This is a genomic window from Granulicella rosea, assembly GCF_900188085.1.
Classification (GTDB): Bacteria; Acidobacteriota; Terriglobia; order Terriglobales; family Acidobacteriaceae; genus Edaphobacter; species Edaphobacter rosea.
In genome coordinates, this window is the sequence record NZ_FZOU01000001.1 from 68,692 (window position 1) to 88,144 (window position 19,453).

Annotated in this window: 17 protein-coding genes; 10 read left to right on the forward strand and 7 right to left on the reverse strand. The window is 63.6% G+C overall.

What is annotated here, in order from left to right; all coding sequences use genetic code 11:
• Positions 1 to 34 precede the first annotated feature (34 nt).
• Positions 35 to 274, forward strand: coding sequence for a hypothetical protein (locus tag CHB87_RS00365; protein ID WP_245817728.1), 240 nt, complete (start codon positions 35 to 37; stop codon positions 272 to 274).
• 7 nt (positions 275 to 281) lie between these two features.
• Here CHB87_RS00365 and CHB87_RS00370 read toward each other — a convergent pair whose 3' ends face one another.
• Positions 282 to 1,052: an SDR family NAD(P)-dependent oxidoreductase gene (locus CHB87_RS00370; RefSeq protein WP_089406421.1), complete on the reverse strand. Its 771-nt coding sequence runs from the start codon at positions 1,050 to 1,052 to the stop codon at positions 282 to 284.
• A gap of 42 nt (positions 1,053 to 1,094) precedes the next feature.
• Positions 1,095 to 1,631: a TetR/AcrR family transcriptional regulator gene (locus tag CHB87_RS00375; protein ID WP_245817729.1), complete on the reverse strand. Its 537-nt coding sequence runs from the start codon at positions 1,629 to 1,631 to the stop codon at positions 1,095 to 1,097.
• A 266-nt stretch (positions 1,632 to 1,897) separates the two neighbouring features.
• Between CHB87_RS00375 and CHB87_RS00380 the strand changes: the two genes are divergently transcribed.
• A complete protein-coding gene (locus CHB87_RS00380; protein ID WP_089406423.1) occupies positions 1,898 to 2,272 on the forward strand; it encodes a tautomerase family protein in 375 nt (124 codons plus the stop codon).
• Between the two features lie 85 nt (positions 2,273 to 2,357).
• Here the strand turns inward: CHB87_RS00380 and CHB87_RS22695 are convergent, their stop codons facing one another.
• From CHB87_RS22695 to CHB87_RS00395, 3 genes are all read right to left on the reverse strand, one after another.
• A complete protein-coding gene (locus CHB87_RS22695; protein ID WP_089406424.1) occupies positions 2,358 to 3,914 on the reverse strand; it encodes an OmpA family protein in 1,557 nt (518 codons plus the stop codon).
• A gap of 244 nt (positions 3,915 to 4,158) precedes the next feature.
• A complete protein-coding gene (locus CHB87_RS00390; protein ID WP_089406425.1) occupies positions 4,159 to 4,893 on the reverse strand; it encodes a GvpL/GvpF family gas vesicle protein in 735 nt (244 codons plus the stop codon).
• Positions 4,894 to 5,199: 306 nt separating this feature from the next.
• Positions 5,200 to 5,796 carry a c-type cytochrome gene (locus CHB87_RS00395; RefSeq protein ID WP_089406426.1) on the reverse strand — a complete coding sequence of 199 codons (597 nt, stop codon included), beginning with the start codon at positions 5,794 to 5,796 and terminating at the stop codon, positions 5,200 to 5,202.
• Positions 5,797 to 5,993: 197 nt separating this feature from the next.
• Here CHB87_RS00395 and CHB87_RS00400 point away from each other — a divergent pair, with 197 nt between their 5' ends.
• Both CHB87_RS00400 and CHB87_RS00405 read left to right on the forward strand, forming a co-directional pair.
• On the forward strand, positions 5,994 to 6,707 hold the full coding sequence (locus tag CHB87_RS00400; RefSeq protein WP_142988134.1) for an outer membrane protein: 714 nt from the start codon (positions 5,994 to 5,996) through the stop codon (positions 6,705 to 6,707).
• A gap of 104 nt (positions 6,708 to 6,811) precedes the next feature.
• A complete protein-coding gene (locus CHB87_RS00405) occupies positions 6,812 to 7,348 on the forward strand; it encodes a Uma2 family endonuclease (protein ID WP_089406428.1) in 537 nt (178 codons plus the stop codon).
• 8 nt (positions 7,349 to 7,356) lie between these two features.
• Here CHB87_RS00405 and CHB87_RS00410 read toward each other — a convergent pair whose 3' ends face one another.
• Positions 7,357 to 7,848, reverse strand: a complete 492-nt coding sequence (locus CHB87_RS00410; protein ID WP_217896989.1) for a DUF3224 domain-containing protein — start codon at positions 7,846 to 7,848, stop codon at positions 7,357 to 7,359.
• A gap of 92 nt (positions 7,849 to 7,940) precedes the next feature.
• On the opposite strand from CHB87_RS00410, the gene CHB87_RS00415 reads away from it, so the two are divergent.
• From CHB87_RS00415 to CHB87_RS00430, 4 genes are all read left to right on the forward strand, one after another.
• The gene (locus CHB87_RS00415) at positions 7,941 to 9,482 is read left to right on the forward strand and encodes a fumarate hydratase (RefSeq protein ID WP_089406429.1); all 1,542 of its coding nucleotides are present in this window, start codon (positions 7,941 to 7,943) and stop codon (positions 9,480 to 9,482) included.
• Positions 9,483 to 9,717: 235 nt separating this feature from the next.
• Positions 9,718 to 9,942 (forward strand): hypothetical protein, encoded by a 225-nt coding sequence (locus CHB87_RS00420; protein WP_089406430.1) that lies wholly within the window; start codon positions 9,718 to 9,720, stop codon positions 9,940 to 9,942.
• A gap of 384 nt (positions 9,943 to 10,326) precedes the next feature.
• Entirely contained in the window at positions 10,327 to 11,787 is a 1,461-nt protein-coding gene (locus CHB87_RS00425; RefSeq protein ID WP_089406431.1) for a M20/M25/M40 family metallo-hydrolase, read from the forward strand.
• Between the two features lie 227 nt (positions 11,788 to 12,014).
• A complete protein-coding gene (locus CHB87_RS00430; RefSeq protein WP_089406432.1) occupies positions 12,015 to 13,598 on the forward strand; it encodes an alpha-amylase family glycosyl hydrolase in 1,584 nt (527 codons plus the stop codon).
• Positions 13,599 to 13,767: 169 nt separating this feature from the next.
• Here CHB87_RS00430 and CHB87_RS00435 read toward each other — a convergent pair whose 3' ends face one another.
• Positions 13,768 to 14,676 (reverse strand): LysR family transcriptional regulator, encoded by a 909-nt coding sequence (locus CHB87_RS00435; RefSeq protein WP_089407444.1) that lies wholly within the window; start codon positions 14,674 to 14,676, stop codon positions 13,768 to 13,770.
• 269 nt (positions 14,677 to 14,945) lie between these two features.
• Between CHB87_RS00435 and CHB87_RS00440 the strand changes: the two genes are divergently transcribed.
• Positions 14,946 to 18,122, forward strand: a complete 3,177-nt coding sequence (locus CHB87_RS00440; protein WP_089406433.1) for an efflux RND transporter permease subunit — start codon at positions 14,946 to 14,948, stop codon at positions 18,120 to 18,122.
• Between the two features lie 5 nt (positions 18,123 to 18,127).
• Positions 18,128 to 19,402 carry an efflux RND transporter periplasmic adaptor subunit gene (locus tag CHB87_RS00445; protein ID WP_089406434.1) on the forward strand — a complete coding sequence of 425 codons (1,275 nt, stop codon included), beginning with the start codon at positions 18,128 to 18,130 and terminating at the stop codon, positions 19,400 to 19,402.
• The last annotated feature ends 51 nt before the right edge of the window (positions 19,403 to 19,453 follow it).

The window sequence follows — 19,453 nt, forward strand, 5'->3', positions numbered from 1 at the left end:
TCAATCCATGTCGCGTGGATGGGAGAGTAAATCGGTGGAAGAACAGCAGACTCAGCAGGAGCGGCAGAACGAAAGCGCAACAACCAAGGCAGCGGTGGTCGTCGACCGCGCCACCGAGGCCGAGAAGAAGCGCAAGGTGCAGGCGCTGGTCCTGCAGCGCGAGCGCATCCTCTCCGAACGCACCGCCAGCCCACACCGCCGCAGCGCCCTCGCCAACGCGCTCGCGACGATCGAGGAAGACCTCGCGCAGCTCGGCTGGACGCTGCACCTCTAGCGTTTCGCTACTTGCGGTTGAACGTCGTCGAATTCGACTGATCGGTCGGCATCAGCAGGATGTTGCTGATGTTGACATGCTTCGGCACCGAGGCCGCATAGACGATCGCATCGGCGACATCCGACGGTTCGAGCGGCTTCAACCCTGCGTACACCTTCGCCGCGCGCTCCTCGTCCCCACGAAAACGGATCTTGCTGAAGTCGGTCTCGACCATGCCCGGATCGACCGACGTAACGCGCACCGGCGTGCCGATCAGGTCGATCTTCAACCCTTCGGTTATCACGTTCACCGCCGCCTTGGTCGCGCAGTAGACCCCGCCGTTGGCATACGTCCAGTGCCCGGCCGTAGACCCGAGGTTGATCACCTGTCCGGCGCCGCGCTCCACCATGCCCGGTACGACGTACCGCGTCATGTAGAGCAGGCCCTTGACGTTGGTGTCGATCATCTCTTCCCAGTTCTGCGGATCGTCCTCGTAGATCTTCGTCAGGCCGCGGCTGAGACCGGCGTTGTTGACCAGCACGTCAATCGCCTTCCACTCCTCCGGCAACCCAGCCAGCGCAGCCTCCACCGCCGCGCGATCCTGCACATCGAGCTGCACATTCAGCACGCCTTCCGCCCCGGCGGAGGTCAATCCGTCCACCTCGCCGTCGAGCAGCTCCAGACGCCGGGCGCAGAGCACCAGCTTCGCCCCCCGAGCCGCAAACGCATATGCCGTAGCCTTGCCGATACCGGAGCTTGCGCCGGTAATAAGGACGATCTTGCCGCGAAGAGATTCCATCCTCCCTTTTTAGCAGATTTAGCCCGCAGGCGAAGCCGCCGCTTAGGACGGTAGAAGACCAACCGAGCGGTAACTATCGATCAGCGCATCGTAGAGAGCGAGATCGGATCGGCTCCTCGCCATCAGTTGCGCGCCGGCGACGGCGGCGAAGATCGCGCGGGCCCGCGGTTCACTCTCCGCGGCATCGACCAGCTTTGCCGCGCCGAGAACCTTGCTCAGCCACGCAACATTGATGTCGGCGAAGGTCTGAACCTCACGCTTCACCGGCCCCGGCAGGTCGTCGTATTCGGCAGCCATGAAGCCGCTGAGGCACATCCGGTTTTCGTTCTCGAGCGCCCAGCGAAATGTCTCGGGATATCGGCGCAGAGCCTCGACAGGGCCGGAAGACTCCGCGAGCAGGCGCTCCAGCGCGGCTGCGTGATCCTCCCAGTAGCGCTTCGCCACCGCCTCCGCAAGCAGGGACTTGCTCGGAAAGTGGTGGTAGATGCTCGCGGGCCGTATGCCCACATGCTCCGCAAGATCGCGAAAGTTCAGCCCGTTATAGCCGTGCGCCTGAGCGGCCAGCTTGGCCGCCTCCAATATCTTCTCCCTGGAACTCAAACTCACCATACCCGCCTCGCTGCCGTCCTCCCCCTGCGAAGAAGCAATAGAGGGCTATAAAAATAATATTCCGAATTTCTGAATCTACCAAGTGGCCGGTAGAATCTACTCGTATAGAACCGACCAAGTGGCCGGTAGGCACGACAAAAGATCTCGCTGAAACTTCGTCGACTGGCGCTCTTCCCCTGGCCTCAGCCGCTCGTTCAACCCTCATCCACCGACTCTGAACCGACAGAAGAACTACCATGCCCTTCGCACGTATCGACCTCAACAAAGGAAAGTCCGCTGAGTTTCGCGCCGCCGTCGCTGACATCGTGTACACCGGAATCGTCGACGTTCTGAAGGCGCCCGATGGCGACCGCTTCATCGTCATCAACGAGCAGAGCCCCGAGAACCTCATCTACGACCGGAACTTTCTCGGCTACGATCGGTCGCCCGACTTCATGCTCATCCAGGTGACCAGTACGGTCGGAAACAACAAGGAGTCCAAGCTCGCCTTCTTCCGCTACATCGCCGACGAGCTGAAGAGCAAGCTGTCCGTCCGTCCCGACGACATCATGATCAACATGGTCTTCGTCGACCGCTCGGATTGGTCCTTCGGCGACGGACAGCCTTGGTGACCGAAGAGCGCTTCTTCGTCGACAATCGTAAAGAGCAAAGCCGCCCCGATATCGAGGCGGCCATTGCTTTCTTCATTCCGCTTACCTATTGCGCCGGCGCATCCGTAGGCGCGCTCTGCTGCACGCCGATCGCGTCGCCCGAGACCACCAGGTTCACGCGCCGATTCTGCGCGCGGCCTGCCGCCGTGCCGTTATCCGCCACCGGATGCGTCTTGCCGTAGCCCGCCGCCGTGATGTTGTTGACCGAGACGCCCTGCGTGACGAGGAAGTCCTTCACCGCGCCAGCGCGATTCTCCGACAGCTTCTGGTTGTATTCATCGCCGCCGACCGAGTCCGTATAACCCTCCACCTGCAGCTTCAGGCCCGGGTACGCCTGCAGAATGCCGGCCACCTTCGCCAGCGAGATCTGCGTGCCCGGCTTCAGCGTGTACTTGCCCGTGTCGAAGAGTACATCTGACATGTTTACGATCAGGCCGCGAGCCGACTCGCTCGTCGCCAGCACATTGTTCAACTGCGCGCGCAGCTTCTCGCGGATGGCGTTCGCATCCTCGGCGCTCTTGTTGGCCTGCGCAGCCTTCGCGCGTGCGTCAGCCGCCTCAGCCTCGGCCTGTGCCCGAGCCGCGTCAGCCTGCGCCTTTGCCGCATTGGCCTTCTCGCTGTCGAGCTGCGCCTGCTGCGCTGCAAGCTGATCCTTCGCCGACTGCATCTCCGCGTTCTTGCGCGCGTCGATGGCGTTCTGCTGACGCTCGGCCGCCTGCTTGCGCAGCGTATCCACGCGAGCATCCTCGGCGCCCTGCACCGCTCCGCGGGCGAAGGTGATCTCCATCTTGCGATCGCCCTTCTTGTTGGAGTCGATGTCGGCCGCGTTCTTCAGGTTCTCCTTCGCGCGTGCCAGGATGTCAGGCGAATACTGCTGCGCGCCCGCCTTGGTCGCGATGCGAACCGCGTTGTAGGCCTCGTACAGTTCAAGCGGCGAGCGCTCGTCGCGCGTAATCGGATTCTCGTTCGTCTTCGCGCCCTCGGTGTCGGCGTAGTTGCCGCGCGGAAGCAGCGTGTAGTGAGCATTGACCTTTTCGATCACGCCATTTGTCTTGTCCTGGATGATCTGATTCTGCAGTACGATCACGTCGCTCGGCGTGGTCACGGCGAAGTAGGGCTCAGCCGTCACGATCAAGCCGAAGGCCTGCAGCGAAGTCGTCACGGTGATGTTGTTCTTGGTGCCCGCCGGCAGAACCTCGCCCAGATTGCGCGGGCTGCCGTCGGCGCTGATCGCCCACAGAACGTAGGTCAGGTACTCCTTGCCGAAGCCATTGGCTGGGGTCAGGCCCTGAAAGCTCGCGTCGATGGTGATGCCGCCGCGCTCGCTCTTGACGGTCGCCTCGCCCTTCGCCATCGGCAACAGGCTCGTGCCCTTGAAGGCGATCTTGGTCGAGCCGCTCCGATGCAGGTAGTTTACGGCGTCCAGATCGCGCTGTACGACCTGCACCTTATAGAAAAAGATATCGCCCTGACGGGTGACGCCGGCGTCCTTGGTCGTCGGGTTCGCCTCCTGCGCGCGCGCGGCGGGCAGGGTGGAGACGAAGGAAGCGCTGAGCACAAGGGCAGGGAAGATTTGCTTAAGAAACAGGTTGCTGCGGTTCATGCACGTTCTCCTGGGCTTTCGGAGCAGGCAAGGATCTGACCGCTCTTCTAAATCGGATGCCGTGCGCGCAAGCAAAGGTGTCCGGCGGTGAGCGTCAAAGGCATGAAATCAAAGCCCTTGAGAAAGGTTGTCCGGCGCTGGCTTTTTGTTTTTGGCTTTTCTCGCTTCGACACTACCCTGGCCGCAAACGCGAAAAACGCCTGCGGAAGGTCTCCGCAGGCGTTCGATGCTCCGCCAGATCAAATTAAGCGTGCGACTGCTGCGCCGCGCTGCGATGCACAAAGTGATACGGAGGCCACGGCCCCGAGAGCTGCATTCTGCAGTCTTTCAGCTCCGCCGTCGCGGAAGAGTACTTATTCTGGTAGCGCTCGATCGTCTTGTTGTCGATCAGGTGTGCGATGTCGAGCAGCATCTTGCCGGAGTCGGTGCGCTTGCAGGTGATCTCCTCGGCGATCGGGAGAAACATCCGGTGCATCTGAAGCGACAACGCGCGCGCCTTGGATTGGCGCTCCCGCTGCCGGGTGGCGCTCTCGCGCAGGCTCGTCAGGTACTGCTGCCCGACCGTCATGTCGCGCGCCGAGTTGCCTGGGCACGTGTCATCGACCAGCACCTTCAGGTGCATCTCGGCCTTGCCGCGCAGACGCTCGACGTTGGCCAGGAAGTGCCTTTGGTTGGACCGGACCGACCGGCGCAGGCTGTCGTCGTCCTGAAAGGTGGTGCCAAAACGAAAGGGTAGAACCGTCGACAGCTTGAAGCAATCGGCGATGACGCGCGCATGATCGCGAGCTGCCTGCTGGTCCAGCCGTTCCTGGTCCGTCGCGCTGTGTTCGGAGACGATGACCGCCAGGTCACCGGCGGGAAAGAGGAAGATCTGATTGCTGAAAAGGCCTGAGATACCGGTGAGTGGCATTGGTCGGCGGTGCCGGGCAAGTTCAGGAAAAGACTGTCTTTCTGCGATGCAGTATGCGTACCATGCCATCTTTGTGACACTCCAGGGGCGCCTGAGGGGTCTAAGTGCCCTTTCAAGCGTTAGTTAGATGAATGGGTTAAAGTTCCGAATGGCCTCTGCACACTGGCGCGTTCGCAAAATTCGCGAGCTGAACCGAGTGCGAAACGGATACTATGCCTATCTGCTAACGATTGGCAAGACATTCCGTCGCGCACACGAAACGTGCGGCAGGTTACCGGTTTTTCCGCATAAAATTTGTGTTGGCAACGCAGTCAAATGCACAGGATGCAGCGCGGAAACAGGTCGGACCACTTCCGCAAATAAAATGTTGCAACATTAGTGCGCAAGCCGAACCGGATCCGGATGGGCATCCTCGAGCAGCTTCCTCACCGGATCGGGCAGCGGCTGGTCCGCGCTCTTCAACAACAGCGCGACCTGCCACATCTGCGTATCGGTCAGGATGTGTTTGTAGGCCGGCATGCCCGTCAGGCGGATGCCGTTCTCGATCTTCCAGAAGGTCTCGCCCGGCTCGTCGTCCGAGACGCCGACGACATCGTTCTTCGTATGCTTCTTCCAGAGCTGCGGCGCGACGGGATACATCCACTTCGCGTACGGCGTGTCCTGACCCGGCGCTCCGTGGCAGCTCGCGCACTCCTTTTTATAGATACGCGCGCCGGCCTCGAAACCATCCTCGCTGATGCCGAAGGGAGGTTGCTTCAACTCCTTTGCAATCCGCGCGTTGAGCGGGACCTGGACAATCTGGGCCTCGAACGGAAACGCCGGATCGGCCGCCGCCACCGGCGGTTTGCCAAACTTCAGGTAGCAGTACCCGCCCACCCCCAGCGCGACGAGGGCGAACAGAAATCCCAGGACGAAGCTGCCAAACCCGGACGAGCTTCCGGACGAACTCTTCGACGAAGCGCGGCTGGCCATGACCTTGGAAAACTCCTGAAAGCTGCGTTTGTGCGCCGCGAAGCGCAGGCTGAGGTGCCGGAACCATGCCCCGGGTGTTCTAATACAAAGATAGCCGAGAACAGGTTTCCACCGTCCCCCGGTAACCGACGCCGGTTCAATGAGTCCAAGCATAGACCGGGGACAGGCAAAGACTGAGCAAGGGCAGGAGTAAATCGTTGATTTCTGTTTCGAAGAAGATTTTGAGTGTAGCGGCAAAGAGCATGGCGGCGGCAAGCCTTATCCTGGTGGCGGCAGCCCCGGCCGAGGCGCAGCGACAGCACCATCCCCAGCGCGAAACCAACGCCAACCGCAAGGCGCGTATCGCACGCACGATCGATGAGACCTACGGACACCGCTGGGAGGCTGCCGGCGGCGGCGGCTACCTGCGCTTCCGCTCCGGCCAGTACCTGCAAAAGAACAACGAGGTGTCGTTCTTCGGCACGGCGCGCTACTCGCTCAGCCCGAACCTGGGCATCCTGGGCGAGGTCTCGGGTTACTTCGGCAACGCGAAGATCGGCACCAATCCGTACCTGAACCAGTTCGGCAAGCCGTTCAACCCGCAGATCTCGCAGTACACCTTCACCGCCGGCCCTTCGTACCACGTGCTGAAGCGCGAGAAGTACGCCGTCACGCCGTACGTGACGGGCGGCGTCGCCATGGGCAAGTTCGACTCCGGCTCGCACGGCTTCACCTCGTCCGACCTGGGCCTCTGGCAGGATGGCTGGGGCCACGGCGTGGTCACCGCGGGCGTCAACCTGGACTATAACTTCTACCCCAACTTCGCGCTGCGCGTCACGCCGAAGTTCGTCGGCACGCTCTTCGACAATACCGTGCAGACCAACCGCGGCTTCGACCTCGGCCTGGTCTATCGGTTCGGCAAGACGAAATAGGCTGTCACCCATGCGGACGCCCCATGTCTCCGATTCGGAGACATGGGGTTTTTCGTGTGCTACACAGCAGTCTCGTAGGATAATCAACCTCAACGAGGTGCGCGATGGCGACGACGAACCTTCCTACTCTGTCCCAACTGATCTCGGTAGAAGAATATTTGAAGACCCACTATCGACCGGACGTCGATTTTGTCGACGGCGAGATTGAGGAGCGGAATGTGGGCGAATTTGACCATGCGGATGTCCAGATGGCCATCGGCGTTTTCCTCCGCGCGCAGCAACAACAGTGGAACATCCGAGTCGTTCCCCAGGTGAGAGTTCAAATCTCAGCCACCCGCTATCGCGTGCCGGATATCTGCGTGATCCCTGGAGACTGGAAGCGCGAACCCATCGTGCGAGTGCCGCCTCTGCTTTGCGTGGAAGTGCTCTCGCCCCGCGACCGATTGAAGCGCGTACATAAGCGCATCCAGGATTTCTTCGACATGGGTGTGCTTGCGGTGTGGATTCTGGACCCCGTTACACGAACTGCCTACGTCTGTGACCGCGAAGGCATGGCTCCGCATCGCGAAGGCACACTGCTCGTTGAAGGAACCTCGATTTCCGTTCCACTCGAAGCAATCTTCTCGACATTGGACGAATAGCCCACAAGCTACTTCTTCGGCGCGAACGCATAATCGATGGTGAAGTTGTGCTTGCCGCCGGGCAGGATCGTGATCGTCATCGAACCGTAGATGCCGCTCAGTTCGCCCGTGCCCGAGCCCGGCACGATCGTCACCGTCATCGTCGGAGGCGCGCCGGTAGCCATCGTGGCCGACTGCATCAACGCGAAGCCGCCGGTCTTGCCGTTCAGGTTGCCGTGGATCATCTCGATCGCGACATAGCCTGCGTTGCCCAGCTTCGGATCGCCGGCCGAGAGCATCTCGCCCTTGCCCTTCCCTTCCAGATCGCCGTGGTAGCTCTTGTCGAGCGACATGCTGGAGATGCCCGGCGAGGGCGCGTGGTCGGTCGGCGCCATCGCGACGTCGAAGCTGCCTTTTCCCTGGTTCATGATCGTGGCCTTGGGTGAAACGGTGCTGGGCTTCTGGGCGGGTGACGGCGCGACGAACAGGCCGAGGGCGAGCGTAAGCAGGAGAGTTCTCATAGGTTGGGGGAGTGCTGGGCCGATCATCGCCCATACCGCGCCCGGAGTCAATCCATCCGGGTAGAATCGTGTGCAGAACGAGCGAGAGACAAATGGCCACGATCCAGCAGCAGGACCTCATCGACAGCATCGCCGACGCCCTCCAGTACATCAGCTACTACCACCCCGAGGACTACATCGCGAACCTCGCGCGGGCTTATGAGTTGGAGCAGTCGCACGCGGCCAAGGACGCCATCGCGCAGATCCTTATCAACTCCCGCATGTGCGCCGAGGGCCACCGGCCCATCTGCCAGGACACCGGCATCGTCACCATCTTCCTCAAGGTCGGCATGGAGGTCCAGTGGACCGCGCCCGCCGGCGGCGAACTGCTGAGCCTGCAGGAGTTGTGCGACGAAGGCGTACGCAAGGCGTGGCTGAACCCGGACAACAAGCTGCGCGGTTCGATCCTCCGCGACCCGGCCTTCAGCCGCAAGAACACGGTCGACAACACGCCGTGCGTGGTCGAGGTGTCGCTGGTCAAGGGCGGCACGGTCGACGTGACGGTCGCGGCCAAGGGCGGCGGCTCGGAGGCCAAGAGCAAGTTCGTCATGCTGAACCCGTCCGACTCGGTCGTCGACTGGGTACTGAAGACCGTGCCGACGATGGGCGCGGGCTGGTGTCCGCCGGGCATGCTCGGCATCGGCATCGGCGGGACGGCCGAGAAGGCGATGCTGCTCGCCAAGCAATCCCTGATGGACCCGATCGACATGCAGGAGCTCAAAGAGCGCGGGGCCGTCACGAACATCGAGAAGCTGCGCGTCGAGCTGTACGACAAGGTGAACGCGCTGGGCATCGGCGCACAGGGTCTCGGCGGGCTGACGACGGTGCTGGACGTCAAGATTCTCGACTACCCCACGCACGCGGCGAACCTGCCGGTCGCGATGATTCCCAACTGCGCCGCCACGCGCCACGCGCATTTCTGCCTCGACGGCTCGGGTCCTGTCGATCTTGCGCCGCCGTCCCTGGCCGCCTGGCCGAAGCTCGAATACGACGTTCACACCGCGCGCCGCGTAAACCTCGACACGGTCACCAAGGACGACGTGAAGAGCTGGAAGCCCGGCGAGGTCGTCCTGCTGACCGGCAAGCTGCTGACCGGACGCGACGCCGCGCACAAGCGCATGACCGACATGCTGAACCGCGGCGAGCAGTTACCCGTCGACTTCAAGGGCCGATTCATCTACTACGTCGGCCCGGTCGACGCGGTGCGCGACGAGGCCGTCGGCCCGGCGGGCCCCACCACCGCGACGCGCATGGACAAGTTCACCCGCCAGATGCTCGAACAAACCGGCCTCTTCGGCATGATCGGCAAGGCCGAGCGCGGCGACGCGGCCATCCAGGCGATCAAGGACAACGAGGCGGTCTACCTGATGGCGGTCGGCGGCGCGGCGTACCTGGTCTCGAAGGCGATCAAGCACTCGCGGCTGCTCGCCTTCGGCGATCTGGGCATGGAGGCCATCTACGAGTTCGACGTCGTGGACATGCCGGTGACGGTCGCGGTCGACTCCAAGGGAACGTCGGTCCACAAGACCGGCCCGGCCGAGTGGTCGAAGAAGATCGCCGACGGGTTGGCCGGCGTGCCGATCCTGGGCCAGTAGCCGATTCCGGGCCAGTAGCGGTCCGTCTGTCATTCTGAGCGAAGCGAAGGACCTGCTTTTTTCCTGCAGCGGCAATACTGCTCCGGGCGAGACGCAGGTCCTTCACTTCGTTCAGGATGACAGACGTGATCCAATTTCATCGGCGTGCGCCGGCCGAAACAAAAGTTTGAAAAACTTTGCAACACCCCTAAAGTTTTGCCGCGACCTGCCGATGCACGTTATTAAGGAGATTCTAATGATCCCTCCCATCACAGGCGCTTCTTTCCCGTCCGGCTATTACGACGGCGGACCCTACTCCGGGATACAGCTTCGCACCCCACCCACGCCGGCCGCCCAGGCCGCGGACACCGTGCATATCAGCGCGCAGGCCCTGGCCGCGCAGGCCAGCTACCGCCGCGCCACCGAACGCAAGACGATTGCCGAGACCGCCTCCGATTTCGCGCTACCTGCCGTGCAGTAATGAGATGAAACAGATGGCCTTGCTTAAGGGCACGGCTTCAGCCGTGCCGTCAACGCCCCGCCTGCAACGCGGCTTCAGCCGCTGAGGTACGGTTTTCGCCGTCCCAGTAACAGCGCATCCGCCGACGAAGAACCGAAGCGTACCTCAGCGGCTGAAGCCGGAAGGCAAGTACAGCTTGGGTGGCACGGCTGAAGCCGTGCCCTTAACAAACTCCCGACGTCTGTCTTATCCGCAGCCGCATGATCTGTGTCCTATCCATGACCCTCCTTTTGCGGCCACCGGACCCCATGGTTTACCTTGAGATCATTCAAGCAAAGCCACCCTCTGCCCTTGCAGGGACCGCAACGCCCGTCCGAGCCGCTTGATTTGCCAGGAGATTGCCCCTTGCACCGTTTCCGCGCCGCCCTGCTCTCCGCCTCCGCGCTCCTGTCGACCGCCGCCCTTGCCCAGCAACCCTCGCTTGCCGTGACGTATAAGTCCGCCGCCGACAAGCTCATCGCCGACTCGCTCGCCGATACGGAGGGCTACGCCAACCTCGCCTACCTCTGCGATCACATCGGCAAACGCATCACCGGCGGCGAACCGCTGGGACGCGCCGTCGCCTGGAGCGCCGACCTGATGCGCAGGGACGGCCTCGCCAACGTCACCGTGCAGCCCGTGATGGTGCCGCACTGGGTGCGCGGACACGAGTCGGCCTCCATCGTCGAACCTGTGGCGAAACCCATGCACATGCTCGGACTCGGCATGAGCGTCGCCACCCCGGTCGGCGGGATCACCGCGCCCGTGGTCGTCGTCAAGGACTTCGACGAGCTGAAGAAGCTCGGACGCGCCGGCGTCGCGGGCAAGATCGTCCTCTACAACGTCGCTTATAAGGGCTACGGCCAGACCGTGATGTATCGCGTCGCCGGCCCGTCGCAGGCCGCGGCGCTTGGCGCGGTCGCCACGCTGGTCCGGTCGATCACGCCACTAGCCGTGCAGCTACCGCACACCGGCGTCACCTCGTATGACGAGAAACAGCCGAAGATCCCCGCTGCGGCCATCTCGCTCGAGGACGCGCTGATGCTCGAACGCCTCGCCGCCGAGGGCAAGCCGCCCGTCGTCCATCTGGACATGGAGGCCCACATGGAGGCGGAGGTCGAGAGCGCCAACGTCTTCGGCGAGATCGTCGGCTCCGAGCACCCCGAGCAGGTCGTCACCCTGGGCGGCCACATCGACTCCTGGGACGTCGGCCAGGGCGCGCAGGACGACGGCTCCGGCATCATGGCCACGCTCGAGGCGGTCAACGTCATCAAGCGCTCCGGGCTAAAACCCAAACGCACGATCCGCATCGTCTTCTGGGTCAGCGAAGAGAACGGCGGAGTCGGCGGACAGGTCTACCTGAAGAAGCTGACCGGCAAGCTCGAAGACCATGTCGCGGTCATCGAGATGGACGGCGGCGCCGAGCAGCCCGTCGGCTACGGCTACGGCGCGTCGTTCCCCGGCCTGCGCGCGGTAGCGGGCGGCGCTGCCCTGGCCGCATCGGGTGGCCTGTCCGCCGGGGAACAGCGCTCGCTGGCCCTGCTGCAGCAGATCGGCACGCTGCTAAAGCCGGTTGGCGCGGACACGATGCGCGCCGGCGGCGGCGGCTCCGACATCGAACCGATGATGGGCGCGGGCGTCCCGGGACTGGGCGAAATGACCACCGGCGCACACTACTTCGACTGGCATCACACCGAGGCCGATACCCTCGATAAAGTCGACCCGCAGGACTTCCGCAAGAACATCGCCTCGCTCTCAGTGATGACGTACATCCTGGCAGATATGCCCGAACGCCTCGCCGGGCATAAGGGCGCGGGGGAAGAGTAGTTTTTGTCGTTTCCGAAGGGAGTCTGCTGTCGCTCTTCCCTTTCAGGCCGACCAAAACGCCTGTCATCCTGAACGCAGTGAAGGACCCGCTTCTTGCTTGAAGCACCCATGCCGCCCCAGGCAACAACCAGATCCTTCGCTCCGCTCAGGATGACAAAGTTGGGTGAGGCGGGCAGGGCCGAAGCAGGTTCTAAACCACTACCCCGGCCACCCGCATCCAAGGAACTATGACCAACCCGAGACACTGGTGGCAGGACGGGGCGATCTACCAGATCTACCCCCGCTCCTTCGAGGACAGCAACGCGGACGGCGTCGGCGACCTGCCCGGCATCCTCGATCGCCTCGACTACCTCGTCGATCTCGGCATAGCGGCCATCTGGATCTCTCCGTTCTACCCCTCGCCCATGGCCGACTTCGGCTACGACGTGGCCGACTACACCGGCGTCGACCCGCTCTTCGGCACGCTTGCGGACTTCGACCGCCTGATCGAAGCGGCGCACGCGAAGGGTCTGCGCGTGATCCTGGACTTCGTGCCCAACCACAGCTCCGACCGGCATCCGTGGTTTCTCGAATCCCGCTCTTCCAAAGACAATCCCAAACGCGGCTGGTATCTGTGGCGCGACCCCGGCCCGGACGGTCGTCCGCCCAACAACTGGATGAGCCAGTTCGGCGGCCCGGCGTGGACCTTCGACGCGCTCACCGGCCAGTACTACTGCCACTCCTTCCTGAAGGAGCAGCCCGACCTGAACTGGCACAATCCGCAGGTTCGCGAGGCAATCTACGCCGCCATGCGCTTCTGGCTCGATAAGGGTGTCGACGGTTTTCGCATGGACGTCCTCTGGCTGCTCATCAAGGACGACCAGTTCCGCGACAACCCGCCGAACCCCGACTGGCGGCCGGGCGACTCCACCAGTTGGATGGTCCTGCCCAGGTACACCGCCGACCAGCCCGAGACGCACCTGATCGTCGCCGAGATGCGCGCCGTGATGGACAAGTACCCCGAGCGGGTGCTGATCGGCGAGATCTACCTCCCGCTTTCGGAGCTCGTCCGCTACTACGGGCAGGACCTCACCGGCGCGCAGATGCCGTTCAACTTCCGCCTGATCCAGGCCGAATGGCGCGCCGACCCCATCGCTGACCTCATCCGCGAGTACGAAGCTCTCCTTCCCCAGGGCGCGTGGCCGAACTGGGTCATGGGCAACCACGATCAGCGCCGCCTCGCCAGCCGCCTCGGCCCGGCGCAGGCGCGCACCGCAGCCGTCCTGCTGCTGACGCTCCGTGGAACGCCGACCATGTACTATGGCGACGAACTCGGCCTGCCCGACGCGCACATCGCGCCCGACCAGGTGCAGGACCCCGCCGAGAAGAACCAGCCCGGCATCGGCCAGGGCCGCGATCCGGAGCGCTCGCCGATGCTGTGGGACCGCACGCCGGGCGCGGGCTTCACGACTGGAAGACCCTGGCTGCCCTTCGCGGCGGACCCGGCGACCGCCAGCGTCGCCGCGCAGGACGGCGACCCCGCGTCGATGCTCACGCTCTACCGCTGCCTGCTGGCGCTGCGGCGGGAGCTGCCCGCGCTGCACGCCGGTTCGATCGAGTACGTGTTTACGCACGACGGCGTTCTCGGCTACGTCCGGCGCGAGGGCGCGGAGCGTGTGCAGGTGATGCTGAACCTCACGAACGAGTGGCGCCACATCGACTTTCCAGCCGGGCGGCTCCTGCTGTCGTCCGCGCCGGAGCGGGAGCTGTGGAAGGTCGTGTCCAGCTTCGATCTGCGGCCGGCTGAGGCGGTCGTCGTGGCGCTTCCGTAATCTTCCGCCGCCTCCGAGCTTGTCATCTTGAGCGGAGCGCAGCGGAGTCGAAAGACCTGCGTCTTGCCAGCGTAAGCAGTGGCGCTGGACCGAGCGAAAGCAAACGCAGATCCTTCGCTACCGCTCGGGATGACAGGCGTCCTGCGGTCTCCCTGCCTCGGCGCAATACTCACCCGCCATGCGTACGCTGAATCTGCTCCCTGTTCTCCAGCACCAGCCTCAGGAAGTTCTGCTGGATCGGCCCTTCGTTCGCCGGGTTCCAGGCCACGCTGATGCCCACGTGCGTGGTCTGCGGCACCAGATCGCAGACCACCAACCCCGGCGTCAGCAGGTAGCGCACGCCCGACGGCACCAGCGCGATGCCCTCGCCCGACTCCACCAGCGTCAGCACACCCGGCCAGCTCTCCGTGATGCTGACGATGTTCGGCGAAAAGCCCGCATTCGAGCAGAGCGTGACGATGCCGTCGAAGTGGCGGCGCGCGAACTGGCGGTCCAGCATCACGAAGCGTTCGTTCGCCAGCCACTCCGGCTTGACCGGCCCGGTCGCGAGCCGGTGGTCGCGCGGCAGCACCACCACCACCGGGTCGTTGTAGATCAGCTCCGAACGCAGCACGCGGTCGATCGGCGGCTCCAGCGGACGCGTGAAGCCGATGTCGATCTTCCCGCTCTGCAGCGCCTCCACCTGGACGGCGACGTGCATCTCGTAGAGCGTCAGCTTGATCTTCGGGTAGAGCTGACGGTACTCGCGGATGATGCGCGAGAAGAATCCACCCGCGCCCCACAGAAAAAACCCGATGGCGAGCGAACCCTCCTGCCCGCTCAGCGCACGCTGCGCCACGTCGACCGCGCGGTCGGCGGCGGCAAGCGTCTTGCGCGCCTCGAGCAGGAACAGCTCGCCCTGCGGCGTCAGCCGGGCAAGCCGCCGCGTCCGGTCCAGCAGCGCGCCGCCCACCTCGCGCTCCAGGTCCGCGATCTGTTCGCTGATCGCCGATTGCGACACGTGCAACTGCTTGCTGGCGGCGCCAAACGTGCCAAACTCCGCGACAGCGCAAAAGTAACGAAGGTGACGAAGCTCCATGGGACGATAATAGAAGGAAGTGAACAATCAATGACGGTTTTTCCGATCCCCGTCGACGGAAATAACTGTGAAACTCAAGCTACTGGCACGTGTCTACTAGGTACAGCGCGAAAACATACGCAATACTGAGGCCAAGAACCAGTTATGTGTCCTGTCAGGATTGTCTTAACTCGCTTTTCGGCGAGCGCCACGGGGGTTGAAGCCTAAATGTGGATCGTTAAAATTGCACTTACCCGGCATTGCGGTGACGTCAAGGGGGTTCAGGCCTAATGTGGATCGTCAAGATTGCACTCACTCGCCCTTACACGTTCGTCGTGCTGGCGATCCTCATTCTGATCGCCGCCCCGGTCGTCATCCTGGGCACGCCGACGGATATCTTTCCGAACATCGACATTCCGGTCATCTCGGTCGCCTGGGCCTACACCGGCCTCGCTCCCGAAGAGCTTGAAGGCCGTCTGACCACGCCGTTCGAGAAGTCGCTGACCGTGCTGGTCGACAACATTCAGCACATCGAATCGACCACACTGAATGGACAGTCGATCATCAAGGTCTACCTGCAGCCGGGCGCGAACCTGGCAACCGCCAACGCGCAGGTGGCCGCAGTGGCGAACTATTCGCTGAAGACGCTGCCTGCCGGCATCCAACCGCCGCAGATCATCAATTTCTCGGCTTCAAGCGTGCCGATTCTGCAGCTTGGACTCTCCGGCAACGGACTCTCCGAACAGCAGTTGAACGACCTCGGCGTAAACTTCGTCCGGCCGACGCTGGTGACGATTCCCGGCGCCGTCATTCCGAACCCCTACGGCGGCAAACAGCGCTCGATCATGATCTTCATGGACCCCAAGCAGTTGCAGGCCAAGGGTTTATCGCCGCAGGACGTGCTGAACGCGCTGGGCAACCAGAACGTCGTCGAGCCGGGCGGAACGGCGAAGATCGGCCTCACCGAGTACGACATCCACCTCAACTCCACCCCGCTGACGCTCGAAGGCATCAGCAACCTGCCGGTGCGGCAGTCGAACGGCGTCACCATCTACATGCACGACGTGGCGACGGTCTCCGACAGCAACATTCCCCAGACCAACATCGTCCGCCAGGACGGCAAGCGCGGCGTGCTCGTCACGGTCGTCAAGGCCGGCAACGCTTCGACGCTCTCGGTCGTCAGCGGCATCCTCAACATTCTGCCGCAGTTGAAGCTCACCCTGCCGCCGGCGCTCGAGATCAAGGCCATCGGCAATCAGGCGAACTTCGTGCGCGGCTCGGTCGAAGGCGTCATCCGCGAGGCGGTCATCGCGGCCACGCTGACCGGCATCATGATCCTGCTCTTCCTCGGAAGCTGGCGCTCGACGGTCATCATCGCCGTCTCGATTCCGCTCTCGATCCTGGTCTCGATCATCGTGCTCAGCATGCTCGGCCAGACCATCAACATCATGACGCTCGGCGGACTCGCGCTGGCGGTCGGCATCCTGGTCGACGACGCCACCGTCGAGATCGAGAACACCAACCGCTTCCTCGAAGAGGGTCTGCCGCTCTACGAGGCGATCCTCGCCGGCGCGGACCAGATCGCCGTGCCCGCGCTGGTCTCGACGCTCTGCATCTGCATCGTGTTCACGCCGATGTTCTTCCTCTCCGGCGTGGCGCGCTACCTGTTCGTGCCGCTGGCGGAGGCGGTCGTCTTCGCCATGATGGCGTCCTACCTGCTCTCGCGTACGCTCGTCCCCACCATGGCGCTTTATCTGCTGAAGCCGATCGACCACCACGCGCCGCTCTCGCAGAGCTTCTTCGCCCGCTTTCAGCGGCGGTTCGAGCACTACTTCGAGAAGTTCCGCGCCAGCTACCAGAGCCTGCTCGGCAGCTTGATCGAGGCCCGCACGATCTTCGTGCCGGTCTTCCTGCTGGTCTGCCTCTCGGCGTTCGCCCTGATCCCTCTCCTCGGCCAGAACTTCTTCCCCGCCACCGACAACGGTTCGTTCCTGCTGCACATCCGTACGCCGAGCGGAACGCGTATCGAAGAGACCGCCAAGATCGCCGATGAGGTGGAAAACTCCATCCGCGAGGTCGTGCCGAAGGATGAGATGGACAACATCCTCGACAACATCGGTCTGCCCTACTCCACGCTGAACACCCAGCACGCGACCTCCGGTCTGATCGGCGCGGGCGATGCCGACATCCTCGTCTCGATGAAGGAAGACCACCACCCCAGCGCGGACTACGTGCGTGAGCTCCGCCGGAAGCTGCCGCGCCAGTTCGCCGGCACGCTCTTCTACTTCCTGCCGTCGGACATCGTCACCCAGATCCTCAACTTCGGCCTGCCCTCGCCGATCGACATCCAGGTAGACGGCGCGGACATGAAGGGCAACCGCGACGTCGCGAACCAGATCCTCGCCGACCTGCACAAGGTTCCCGGCCTGGTCGACCTGCGGATTCAGCAGCCGGACGACTACCCGGTCTACAACCTGACCGTCGATCGCACCAAGGCCTCGCAGGGCGGATACACGGAGAAGGATGTCGGCAACAGCGTGCTGAACATCCTCAGCGGCAGCAGCCAGCTTGCGCCGCAGTTCTTTCTGAACCCGAAGAACGGCGTCACCTATCCGATTGTCGGCGTGGCGCCGCAGTACAGCGTCTCGTCGAAGAGCGACCTTGAAAATATTCCGCTGACCGCGCCCGGCGCCAAGCGGCCCGAGATCCTCGCCGACGTGGCCGAGATCACGCGCACAACCGAGCTGCAGGTCATCAACCACTACAACATCCGCCGCACGCTGGACATCTACGGCAGCGTGCAGGATCGCGACCTGGGCTCGGTCTCGCGCGAGATCGACCGCATCGTCGCGAAGGACGCGACGAAGCTGCCGCGTGGCAGCTTCGTCCACATCCGCGGCCAGATCGAGACGATGAACGCCTCGTACTTCGGCCTGCTCTCCGGACTTGCCTTCGCCATCGTGCTGGTCTATCTGCTGATCGTGGTCAACTTCCAGTCGTGGCTCGACCCGTTCATCATCATCACGGCGCTGCCCGCGGCGCTGGGCGGCATCGTCATCTTCCTCTTCGCCACGCGGACGACGCTGAGCGTGCCCGCGCTGATGGGCGCGATCATGTGCATGGGCGTCGCGACCGCGAACAGCATCCTGGTCGTCAGCTTCGCCAAGGACCGGCTGGAGGTTCACGGCGACGCGATCAAGGCGGCGCTGGAGGCCGGTTCGACCCGCTTCCGGCCCGTCATGATGACCGCGCTCGCGATGATCATCGGCATGGTGCCCATGTCGCTGGGCGCGGGCGAAGGCGGCGAGCAGAACGCGCCGCTCGGACGCGCCGTCATCGGCGGTCTGCTGGCCGCGACCCTTGCCACGCTGATCTTTGTTCCGGCCGTCTTCGGCTTGCTCCACGGCCGCAGAAAGTCCGCCCCCAGCGAAGAGACCCACGCACAACCCGTAAGCGCCGGAGCCTAGACAACATGACGAATCCTGAGACTGCCCACACCACTCGCAACTTCGCCGAAGACTCCGACCCGAACCGTCTCGATGTGCCCGCCAACTCCGCCGGCGGCCCGGAGACCCCGCGGAAGGGCCTCTCCGGCGGCTTCTGGATCGCCATCGTTCTCATCGCGATCGCCATCGCGGCGGTCGTGGTCTACGGCGTCTTCGCGCGCAAGGAGGACGAGCGCAAGCTGAACCACCAGGCCTCCGACGACTCCATTCCCAGCGTCTTCGTCACGCACCCGGCGACCAGCCGCCTGTCGAACGAGGTCGCGCTGCCCGGCAACACGCAGGCCTACGTCGACACCCCCATCTACTCCCGCACCGACGGCTATCTGAAGAGCTGGTACTTCGACATCGGCGCGCACGTGAAGAAGGGCCAGCTGATGGCCGTCATCGAGACCCCCGAGCTCGACCAGCAGTTGCAGGTCGCCGAGGCTCAACTGAAGAGCAGCCAGGCCAACCTCGACCTCGCCAACATCACCAGCAACCGCTACCAGAACCTGCTCAAGAGCAACTCCGTCTCGAAGCAGGAGACCGACCAGGCGATGGGCGACGCCGCCGCCAAGCAGGCCGCCGTCGAGGCCTCCACCGCCGCCGTGCGCCGTCTCCAGCAACTGCAGTCGTTCGAACGCGTCTACGCGCCGTTCGACGGCGTCGTCACGGTTCGCAACACGGACATCGGCCAGCTTGTGCAGGGCGGCAGCTCGAACGCGCTCTTCCACCTCGCGTCCATCGGCACCATCCGCGTCTTCGTGCCGGTGCCCGAAAGCTACGCGGGCGCGCTGAAGGACGGCAGCACCGCCGACCTGACGCTCGACGAGTTCCCCAACAAGCACTTCACCGGCACCATCGCGCGCAACTCGAACGCGATCGACCCGGCGAGCCGCACGCTGAACGTCGAGGTCGATGTCGACAACGCGGCTGGCCTGCTGCTGCCCGGCGCCTACGTGGTCGTCCACTTCAAGGTGCCCGACCACGGCGAGAATCTCACCCTGCCCTCGAACACGGTCATCTTCCGCGCGCAGGGCATGCAGGTGGCGGTCGTACGCGACAACCACATCGTGCTCGTCCCGATCACGGTGACGCACGACGGCGGCGCCACGCTCGAGATCTCCTCCGGCCCCAAGGCGACCGACAACGTCGTGCTCGACCCGTCGGACTCCATCGCCACGGGCCAAGAGGTCCGCATCGCCCAGAAGAAGACCGATACACCCGCAGCCGCCAAGACCGAGAAGAAGGGAGGCGAATAATGAGCGACCTCACGCCTCGATTAAGGGCACGGCTTCAGCCGTGCCATCTCC

Excerpts from the sequence above, each read along its gene's own strand:
- CHB87_RS00370 (WP_089406421.1), bottom strand. The coding sequence starts at position 1,052 with ATGGAATCTCTTCGCGGCAAGATCGTCCTTATTACCGGCGCAAGCTCC.
- CHB87_RS00380 (WP_089406423.1), top strand. The coding sequence starts at position 1,898 with ATGCCCTTCGCACGTATCGACCTCAACAAAGGAAAGTCCGCTGAGTTT.
- CHB87_RS00390 (WP_089406425.1), bottom strand. The coding sequence starts at position 4,893 with ATGGCATGGTACGCATACTGCATCGCAGAAAGACAGTCTTTTCCTGAA.
- CHB87_RS00395 (WP_089406426.1), bottom strand. The coding sequence starts at position 5,796 with ATGGCCAGCCGCGCTTCGTCGAAGAGTTCGTCCGGAAGCTCGTCCGGG.
- CHB87_RS00430 (WP_089406432.1), top strand. The coding sequence starts at position 12,015 with ATGACCAACCCGAGACACTGGTGGCAGGACGGGGCGATCTACCAGATC.
- CHB87_RS00440 (WP_089406433.1), top strand. The coding sequence starts at position 14,946 with ATGTGGATCGTCAAGATTGCACTCACTCGCCCTTACACGTTCGTCGTG.
- CHB87_RS00420 (WP_089406430.1), top strand. The coding sequence starts at position 9,718 with ATGATCCCTCCCATCACAGGCGCTTCTTTCCCGTCCGGCTATTACGAC.
- CHB87_RS00415 (WP_089406429.1), top strand. The coding sequence starts at position 7,941 with ATGGCCACGATCCAGCAGCAGGACCTCATCGACAGCATCGCCGACGCC.
- CHB87_RS22695 (WP_089406424.1), bottom strand. The coding sequence starts at position 3,914 with ATGAACCGCAGCAACCTGTTTCTTAAGCAAATCTTCCCTGCCCTTGTG.
- CHB87_RS00405 (WP_089406428.1), top strand. The coding sequence starts at position 6,812 with ATGGCGACGACGAACCTTCCTACTCTGTCCCAACTGATCTCGGTAGAA.
- CHB87_RS00410 (WP_217896989.1), bottom strand. The coding sequence starts at position 7,848 with ATGAGAACTCTCCTGCTTACGCTCGCCCTCGGCCTGTTCGTCGCGCCG.
- CHB87_RS00445 (WP_089406434.1), top strand. The coding sequence starts at position 18,128 with ATGACGAATCCTGAGACTGCCCACACCACTCGCAACTTCGCCGAAGAC.
- CHB87_RS00435 (WP_089407444.1), bottom strand. The coding sequence starts at position 14,676 with ATGGAGCTTCGTCACCTTCGTTACTTTTGCGCTGTCGCGGAGTTTGGC.